Origin of the sequence: Streptomyces sp. CoH27, from assembly GCF_020181035.1 — a bacterium.
GTDB lineage: Bacteria > Actinomycetota > Actinomycetes > Streptomycetales > Streptomycetaceae > Streptomyces > Streptomyces camelliae.
The window spans coordinates 1-8,345 of the sequence record NZ_JAIQYY010000076.1; the positions used below are offsets into that span (position 1 = coordinate 1).

Below are 8,345 nucleotides of genomic sequence, written 5' to 3' on the forward strand. Positions count from 1 at the left end.
ACCTGCTTGTGCCGCTCCACAGAGCCCATCGCTCCACCTCCCGATCAAGGTGTTGCGACGATCAGTTGAATCCGTCCAATATGTGTCGATCCGCTATACCGACCGGCTCGCCGACCTCGGCGCCTCCGCGCCGGTCGGTTCCGTCGCGGACTCGTATGACAATGCGATGGCCGAGGCGTTGAACGGCACCTTCAAGGCCGAGCTGATCGAGATGCAAGGACCCTGGACCGGCTTCGACCAGGTGGAGCGGGCGATCTTCCAGTGGGTCACGTGGTACAACGAAGAACGCCTGCACTCCGCCCTCGACTACGTACCGCCCGCCGAGTACGAACGCAGCTTCTGGCGAAGCCAGGAGCAAGCCCTGCAGTCCGCCTGAAACAAGATCACCGGACTCTACGAAACTCGGGACAGCTCAATTCTCACCGCGGTCGAGCAGGACGACCCTCCGGTGGTGGTGGAGTCGCACCGGGGTTGGATTCCGTTCCTCGACCGGATGTCCGTGGCGTGGGTCGAGTTGGTGCTGGGCGAATCGCTCTTCGCCGTCGGCAGCCTGTACGACGCCTGCGAGTTGCCAGACGCGCTGGTGCCCAGCCTCCAGGCTAGCTACGCCCGCATCGACCTGCCTGACCATCCGATGTGGGCGAGCGAAGAGGACTCACCCATGCGCTGGTATGCGGCTCCTGGTCGATTGCTGCGCCGGGACGGGTTGCAGGATCACTGCTGGGTCCACGCACGCGGCCACGCAGTCGCCGATCTTGAAATCATCCGCGCAGACCTCCCCGGTTCTTGGGTTGGCTGACTTCTCTGACGCGGCCCAGACTGTGCCGTGGATGGTCATGCGACCAAGGTGACGGGGCTGACGAAGGCATGTTCGGGGTCGTAGAGCGTGCCGGCTTGCAGGCAGCGGTAGAGGCATCCAAGCAGCTTGTTGAACAGGTTCCGAAGGGCGGCGGTGTGGCGTTCACCGCCGTCACGTCGGCGGTCGTAGTGGGCCCGCGGCCCTGCCGATCGGAGAGCCGCGAAGGCCCACATGTGACCAGCTGAGGCCAGGCGTTGATTCTTCACCGTGCGGGCCACGACGACGCGGCTGCGGCCGGAAGCTCGTGTCACCGGGGCGGCGCCGGCGTATGCCTTCATCGCTCTGGTGTCCGCAAAGCGTCCGCGATCGTCACCGATCTCTGCGAGGACGCGTGCGCCGGACAGTACTGACAGGCCCGGGAAACTGGTGATGATCTCGGCGTCCGGGTGAGCGAGGAATGCATCCTCCGTCGCGGCCGCGAGCTGGTCGACGCTGTTGCAGGCGGCGTCGAGCTGTTGGATGAGAGCCAGTGCCTGGTGCCCCATGGCCTGCTCGACCTGGGGCAGGTGGTGAAGGTAGTCGGCGCAGAAGATGTCCCGAAGCCGTTCGACCTCGGCCTCGATGCTGCAGCGCGGGCGGGCGGCACGCTTGAGCAAGGCACGCAGTTGGCTCCGGGTAAGTCCGGCGGCGTCGATCGGGGTGGGTGCCGCAGCGAGAACCATGCGGGCGCGGGGCGAGTCGAGTCCGGGCTTGCCGGGGCCCTGAAAGGCGGCGAGGGCGGCCGGATAGTACTCACGAAGGTGAGAGCGGAGCCGGTTGATCATCTGCTGCCGGTCCCAAATGGCGTCCTGATGGGCGCGAGCAAGGACGGCAACGCTCTGCCCGGCTTCGCTATCCGCAGGTAGGGGCCGGTGGGCATGGCGGTCAGTGCGCAAGATATTGGCCAGGACACGGGCGTCAGCCGCGTCGGACTTGGCCCGGGAGACGCTCCCGCGGTCGCGGTAGCGGGCGGCGGCAAGGGAGTTGATCGCGTAAATCTCACGGCTGGTAGCCCGCAAGCAGGCGACCAGCAAACCGCGCGGGGTCTCGATGGCGACCGGGATCGGGGCCTCCGCAGTGTCACCGTGCCTGGCCAGCAGCTCCATGAGCGCGTGGAATCCTGCACTGTCATCGCTGATCCGTAGCTTGGCCAGCTGGGCACCATCCCCGTCCACCAGAGCTATGTCGTGGTGGCCTTCCGCCCAGTCGATGCCGCAGAAGATCGCGCTCAATGTCTCTACCTCCGTGCCAACGTTCGGTTTCGCTTCCAGGCGGAGCACGCGGCGCTCTAAGAGGGCGGGATGTGGGCTGATGTCCGTTTCGTCGTTGTGGATGAAGTAGCCCTCGCCTGACGACTACGGACGTGGCAGGTGAACAGCCCCGGCTCTGGCTCGGTCAGGATGTTGCGCCCGGTCAGGCGCTTAAGCTTCAAACGGACGTTGTTGATGTTGTTCGGAGCCGGGTCCAGGTCCATCGCCTCGCACACGCCCCGTGCCCGCAATCGCCCGTGGTCTGCAGGTGGGCATCGTCTACGCGGTCTGGTCGAGTCTGGGCACCGCCCTCATCGTGCTCGTCGGCGCATTGTTCCTAAACGAACCGTTGACACTGGCCAAGGTGACCGGGGTCGCCCTGGTGATCGCGGGGGTCGTGATCCTCAACCTCGGCGGTGCGCATTGACCGGCTTCGGGCACAGGCCGGCCCCGGGCGGACTTCAGCGGGCGAGCAGTCCGCGGAGAACCACCCTTTCCACAGCTGCGACGAGTTCCGTCAAATGGGAGGCGTCGGCGCGGAGTCGGTCCGCGCGCCAGGAGAGGCCGAGAACGCCGTTCATGGCAGCCCACAACGCGGTGGCGGTGGTGGCGGGATCGAGGTCGGCGGCGAGCGAGCCGTCGGCCACCCCGTCGGCCAGGGCGGCGGCGAGTTTGGCGTTCTGCTCGTCGACGAGCGCGGCGACCCGTTCCAGGGCCGCGGGTTCGTCCGGCGGCTCGGCCAGCAGGCGGAACTGGTGCGGGCGCTCGGCGGCGAAGCGGACGTACGCGGCCGAGGCGGCCCTGATGCGTTCCACGGGGGTGCCCGGGGCAGCGTAGGCGTCGTCCATGTAGGTCCGGTTGTCCTCAAGTGCCCGCTCGGCAACCGCGATGAGAACGGCCGCGCGGCCGCCCACGCGGTTGTACACCGTCTGCACGGCGACATCCGCGCGTTCGGCGATGCCTTCCAAGGTGACCGCCTCGGGGCCTCCGGCGGCCAGCAGCTCCTCGGCGGCGTCGACGATGGCCGCACGGGTTGCGGCGGCCCGACGTGTCGTGCGTGTGACCTTGATAGTCATGGTCTCCGCTACTTTACGAGGTGCTCGAACGGCCGGACCCCCTGGGCCGCTTCCTTCAGCCCGGAATTCAGCGGGAACCGGCCTGGTGGCGCTCATGCACCGCCGAGTCGTGCCAGCCCGACGCCGAGGCAAGGCCGAGGGCGCGCTGGACAGTCTGAGAGCGGAAACCGACACGTTCGAGTACCGGCCGGAACAGACCGGGAGCGTTCGCGGTCAGGGTGAGGGACCTGGGGACGACGACGCGGTCCGCACGGCGCTCGATGCCGCGGACGATACCGGCGATGACCTTCTCCAGCGGCACCATCTTCCACAACCCCTTGGAGTTGCCGCCCCAGAGGGCGTGCCCGGCCGGGTCCGCAGTCACGTCGTCCATCATCGGAGTGCGGAAGAACGTGGGGTGGGCGCTGCCGACACCGACACCCAGGTGGCGAACCTCCAGGCGAAGGCTGTCACACATCGCCCACACGCCGGCCTTGCTCGCGGTGTAGGAGATCTGGAGCGGCGAGTGCACGAAGGCGGCCATGGAGGAGATCGCGAGGAGATAGCCGCGTTGGGCCTCGACGTGGGGCAGAGCCGCGCGGAAGGTGCGCCAGACGCCGTTGAGGTTGATGTCGATCACGCGCTCGTAGGCGGCAGGGTCAATCGTCGCCAGGGGGGCCATGGTGTCGATGCCCGCGCCGGCGACGGCGACATCAAGGCGCCCGAAGTGCGCGGCGGCCTCGTCCATGGCTTGCTGCAGGCCGGCGAGGTCGCGTACGTCCACGCCCCAGCCACGGGCGACCGTTTCGTCTCCCAGGTCCTGGGCTTGGGCCGTGGTGGCCGCGAGGCTGAGGTCGAGCAGCGCGAGGTTGGCACCCCGGTCGCGCAGTGCGTTGGCCAGGGCGATGCCGAGGCCACCGGTGGAACCGGTGAGGACGACGGTGCGCCCCGCCAGGTCGTAACGGGTCATGACAGCCTACCTCGGTGAGTCGGTCTGCGGGGACTTGCCTGTGGGGCCGGCGGATTCGTCGATTCGGCGCAGGAGTCGGCGCAGTTCGGGGTGGCGTTCGGCGATGAGATCGGTGACGGGGTTAAGGACGCCGCGCAGGGCCGAAAACGGTACCCACCTGCGGGGGACCATGACACGGGCCGAGCGGTTCTCGATGCCGCGGACGACGGCGTCCGCGACGCGCGTGGGGGCGATGGCCTTGCCGAGCAGGGACGGGAAGGCGATCTCGCGCATGCGGGTGGTGATGTCGTTGCTTCCGAAGGCTGCTCCAGCGATGGGCGTGTGGACCCAGCCGGGGTAGAGCACCCCGGCGCTGGCGCCGTGGATGCCGAGTTCGGCGCGCAGGGCGCGGCCGAACTGCTCGACGCCGGCCTTCGACATGGCGTAGGGGGCGTTGGTCATGCCGTTGAAGTAGGCGTACACCGAAGCGGTGACCAGGACGTGCCCGCGCGCCGCGATAACGTGCGGCAGTGCGGCGCGAACGGTGCGCCAGACGCCCAGCAGGTCCACTTCGACGACGCGCTCGAACATGGCCGGGTCGATGGTAGCGATCGTCGCCGGCGGATCGGCCGCGATCCCCGCGTTGGCGAAGACGACATCCAGGCCGCCGAACCGGTCGACCGTACGGTCCACCGCGTCGGCCAGTACGGCGCGGTCGGTGACATCCACCGACAGCGCCAGTGTCCTGTCGCCGCCGAGGTCGCGGGCGAGGGCCGATGCGGCGTCGATGCCCCGGTCGGCGAGGACCACGCTGGCTCCGCGCGAGTGCAGCGTGCGGGCGGTGGCCGCACCGATGCCTCCGGCTGCGCCGGTGATGAAGACGGTCTTCCCCGCAATCGGGTAGGTGAGCATCTCGTACCTCTTTCAGGGTGTCGTGGGTCCCGGGGCTTCACCGGGTGCGGACCCGATGGGGACGTGCCGCGCCAGGAAGGCGAGCTGGTCCGTGACAACGCGTTCGAAGGGCTCGCCGAGGTAGATGTCGAAGTGGCCGTCGGGGTAGAGGCGGATCTCGCCGCGCGGGGCCCTGCGGGCATGGCGCAGGGTCGGCCGCGCGGGGGCCACGCTGTCGTGCTCGCATACGCAGAACAGCACCGGGCATGCGATCTTCGCGGTCCGGCGGCCCGGCCGGTAGCGGAGGATGTCCAGGGCGAACCGCGCCGCAACCTGGTTAGAGAAGGGCGCGTCGTTGGGCACGAGGGCCAGGTAGCCGGGCTCGGCGTCCGCAGCGGTCATCAACGCGGCGGATCCGGGCGGCCCCGCCGTCGCGACCATGACGGGACGGCGCCCAAGGCGGGCGCCGACCACGTCACGGACCGCGCGGGCCATTACCTTCACCGAGGTGTCCGGGCGCATCGCCAAGGCAGAGGCGACACCGTCGGTGAACAGGCCCTGGGCGATGACGGCGGCGACGGCCGGGTCCTGGGCGGCTGTCGCCAGGACATGGCCGCCGCCGAAAGAGGTGCCCCACAGCACCACGCGCCGGGGGGCGACCTCCTGCCGGGAGCGGGCGAAGGCCACAGCCGCCTGCCAGTCCTGAAGCTGTCGGCGGATGCTCAGGAGCTGGCGGGGCTGGCCCCCGCTGGCGCCGAAGTGTCGGTAGTCGAAGACCAGGCAGGCGTATCCCGCGGCGGTGAAACGCTCGGCATAGGCATCCAGGCGCATTTCCCGGATACCGCCCAGGCCGTGCGCCATGACCACCACGGGACGCCGTCCCCCGCCCTCGGGCAGGTACAGCCAGGCGTGACACTCGTCCGGCCCCGAAGGAAACGTCACATTCAATCGGTCGGTCATCGGACCTCCGTAACACGGCTCGCATCGTTGGGCTCGCGGGATATTTGGAACCGCTTCCAACATTGGAAGTTAATCCAATATTGCGGGGCTGTAAAGCAAGTCGACGGCAACGAACACGTCACGCCTCCGCTGGGTCCTTCAGCGCCGCACTGACCGACTGGGAGGCGAAAGGGACGATGGCCGGCGGAACAGCGAGGCCGGCGTGCCCCTCGGAGACAGGGCCGCCATATCCTTGGCGGACGTCGCGACGCGCATGCGACCCGAACGCTGTCGGCCCACAGGGCGGTCGTTGCTGTGGGCGAAGAACGGCCGACGGTCCGAGTGCGCTTCCACGGCCTCGCCCTGGACGCCGAGGGCACCACGTTGCTGTCGCGGCGTGTGGCCAACGACGGGCCCTAGCTGCTCACGTTCATCGGCGATGTCTTGGCCCTGGCGGACGGAAGCCCGGTGACCTGGGCGATCGACATGACCGACGGCGAACCGGCGTTGCTGCTCGCCCTCCCGCTCAACCACGGCCAGGAGGTCCTCTACTTGCCTGGCCGCCTGGTGAACCGGGCCGCCGACGGTTACCGCGGCGAGGGCAAGACCGACGCCCGGGACGCGTATGTCATCGCGGACCAGGCCCGAATGCGCCGTGATCTGCGGCCGATACGCCCCGGCCCTCGCCTGACGACTACGGACGTGGCAGGGTGAACAGCCCCGGTTCCGGCTCGGTCAGGATGTTGTGCCCGGTCAGGCGCTTGAGCTTCATACGGACGTTGTTGATGTTGTTCGGAGCCGGGTCCAGGTCCATCGCCTCGCACACGCCCCGTGCCCGTAGCGGACCGTCTGCCTGGGCGAACACCGCCATGTTCTCCTGGTAGGCCGCCCCGTCCGGCAGCTTCGGGGCGGACGCCGACGGCGCGGGCGGGCCGGGGTCGGGCAGCTCCAGCAGCGTCTTGCGGATGATCCGCACTTCCTCGGCGGCCCGGCCGAGCTCGTCCAGCACGGCGGTGAGCCGCGTGATCTGCCCACGGGTCTCTTCGGCCTGCACGGCGATCTCCCGCTCGCGCTCCTCCAGACGTACCAGCACCGCCCCCAGGGTCAGGTCCCCGCTGGTCATGCGCCGCGCCAGGAGGTCGCGCTGCCGGTCAGCCGACGGGCCATCACGTCGCTTATCGCCCAGTAGACCCGGGACTCGGCCGAGGCGGGTCGGTGCTCGTAGTCGCGTACGAGTCGCCGGTGCAGCATCAAGATCCCGTTCGTCTGCTCCACCCGCCAGCGGATCGGCTGCGGGACGAACCCGGTCTCGGCCGGGTTGCGCTCGACGACTTCGACGTCGATGCCCACCCGCTGACCGTGGTCCACGACGGTCTTCTTGAACCCCTGGTCCACCAGAGCCTTCGTCACGGTGCCGCCGCTACCTGCTGCGACCTTGTCGAGCAGAGCGGTGCCGAAGGCGTTGTCGTGGACGGAGGCGGCCAGCACCACCACGGCGATCACCAGACCCAGCACGTCCACGGCAAGCCCCCGCTTACGTCCCGGCACCTTCTTCGCCGCATCGCGTCCCGTCGTCTCGGCCGGCACCCCGGCCGCCGCGTGCAGGCTCTGGGTGTCGAGCACCACAAGGCTGGGGTCGGCTAATCGGCCCTCTTCTCGCGGACCTGCCAGCGCAGCAGGTCGTGAATGACCTGGTCAGTGCCATCGTCACGCCACGTGTAGAAGTAGTACTTCACCGCCCCGGCAGGCGGCAGGTCGTGCGGAAGGTACTCCCACTGGCAGCCGGTCCGGGACTGGTAGAGCAGCGCGTTGACGATCTCCCGCATCGCGTAGCGGCCCTCATGTCCGCTGACGGAGGGGTGCTGGGCCTTCCATGCGGTGATCACCGGCTCGACCAGCGCCCAGCGTTCGTCGGATAAGTCGCTCTTGTAGGGCTTGCGGTCACTCACGCAGCCACCTCAGCACGGCGCCAGCCCCGCGACCTGGCGGAGGCGGCAAGGCCACACGTTCAGGCGACGACAGAACGGACATCACCTCTCATTCCGCCTGAGCTATTAGAACTATCGGTACTCCACCAACCACCAGGTCGTGATCGACGCCGACAGCCGACTCGTCGTCGTGGTCGGTCGACCGCTGCCCGGCAACCGCAACGACTGCAAGGCGTGGCAGCTGTCCGGAGCCAAGGACGCCGTCGGCAAGACGACGGTGCGGCGCCACTGCCTGGCACGACAGGCCGCCGAGCAGAACCGCGTACGAGCTGGAGCACCCGGCCTCAACCGCTCACCACAGCCCTCGCACACCCGCCCTGCAACCTCGCCGGCGCCCTCGGACACCCGGCCAGGCTAAGAGGTCCTAACAAATGCGTTGGACGTGTCGGTAGGTGATGAGACATGTAGCGAGCCCGAGGAAGGCTTCATGGATGT

The 8,345-nt window shown here is 68.7% G+C and carries 9 protein-coding genes and 3 pseudogenes; 5 read left to right on the top strand and 7 right to left on the bottom strand.

The genetic code is table 11. The features are described from left to right. Both LE548_RS44735 and LE548_RS44740 read left to right on the top strand, forming a co-directional pair. Positions 1–376 (top strand): integrase core domain-containing protein (locus tag LE548_RS44735; RefSeq protein WP_225102782.1); only part of this gene is annotated, 376 nt, incomplete at its 5' end. Between the two features lie 75 nt (positions 377–451). Continuing rightward, positions 452–799 carry a hypothetical protein gene (locus LE548_RS44740; RefSeq protein ID WP_225102783.1) on the top strand — a complete coding sequence of 116 codons (348 nt, stop codon included), beginning with the start codon at positions 452–454 and terminating at the stop codon, positions 797–799. 35 nt (positions 800–834) lie between these two features. On the opposite strand, the gene LE548_RS44745 is transcribed toward LE548_RS44740, so the two are convergent. Beyond that, positions 835–2,070 carry an IS110 family transposase gene (locus LE548_RS44745; protein WP_225102784.1) on the bottom strand — a complete coding sequence of 412 codons (1,236 nt, stop codon included), beginning with the start codon at positions 2,068–2,070 and terminating at the stop codon, positions 835–837. 259 nt (positions 2,071–2,329) lie between these two features. On the opposite strand from LE548_RS44745, the gene LE548_RS44750 reads away from it, so the two are divergent. Next, positions 2,330–2,515: a multidrug efflux SMR transporter gene (locus LE548_RS44750; RefSeq protein WP_225102785.1), complete on the top strand. Its 186-nt coding sequence runs from the start codon at positions 2,330–2,332 to the stop codon at positions 2,513–2,515. Positions 2,516–2,549: 34 nt separating this feature from the next. Here LE548_RS44750 and LE548_RS44755 read toward each other — a convergent pair whose 3' ends face one another. The 4 genes from LE548_RS44755 to LE548_RS44770 form a co-directional block, all read right to left on the bottom strand. Continuing rightward, positions 2,550–3,164 (bottom strand): TetR/AcrR family transcriptional regulator, encoded by a 615-nt coding sequence (locus LE548_RS44755; protein WP_225102786.1) that lies wholly within the window; start codon positions 3,162–3,164, stop codon positions 2,550–2,552. Positions 3,165–3,231: 67 nt separating this feature from the next. Beyond that, entirely contained in the window at positions 3,232–4,113 is an 882-nt protein-coding gene (locus LE548_RS44760; RefSeq protein WP_225102787.1) for an SDR family NAD(P)-dependent oxidoreductase, read from the bottom strand. A 6-nt stretch (positions 4,114–4,119) separates the two neighbouring features. Next, positions 4,120–5,004 carry a short-chain dehydrogenase/reductase gene (locus LE548_RS44765; protein WP_225102788.1) on the bottom strand — a complete coding sequence of 295 codons (885 nt, stop codon included), beginning with the start codon at positions 5,002–5,004 and terminating at the stop codon, positions 4,120–4,122. A 12-nt stretch (positions 5,005–5,016) separates the two neighbouring features. Beyond that, positions 5,017–5,943, bottom strand: a complete 927-nt coding sequence (locus LE548_RS44770; protein ID WP_225102789.1) for an alpha/beta hydrolase — start codon at positions 5,941–5,943, stop codon at positions 5,017–5,019. 294 nt (positions 5,944–6,237) lie between these two features. Here LE548_RS44770 and LE548_RS46935 point away from each other — a divergent pair. Further along, positions 6,238–6,603 (top strand): annotated as a pseudogene (locus tag LE548_RS46935) (IS110 family transposase); the annotation flags it as partial. Positions 6,604–6,616: 13 nt separating this feature from the next. On the opposite strand, the gene LE548_RS44780 reads toward LE548_RS46935, so the two are convergent. Continuing rightward, positions 6,617–7,045 (bottom strand): hypothetical protein, encoded by a 429-nt coding sequence (locus LE548_RS44780; RefSeq protein ID WP_225102790.1) that lies wholly within the window; start codon positions 7,043–7,045, stop codon positions 6,617–6,619. Next, positions 7,042–7,871 (bottom strand): annotated as a pseudogene (locus LE548_RS44785) (IS5 family transposase). Before LE548_RS44785 ends, LE548_RS44780 begins: the two are co-directional and overlap by 4 nt. 109 nt (positions 7,872–7,980) lie before the next feature. Here LE548_RS44785 and LE548_RS44790 point away from each other — a divergent pair. Further along, positions 7,981–8,124 (top strand): annotated as a pseudogene (locus LE548_RS44790) (IS5/IS1182 family transposase); the annotation flags it as partial. Between the last annotated feature and the right edge of the window lie 221 nt (positions 8,125–8,345).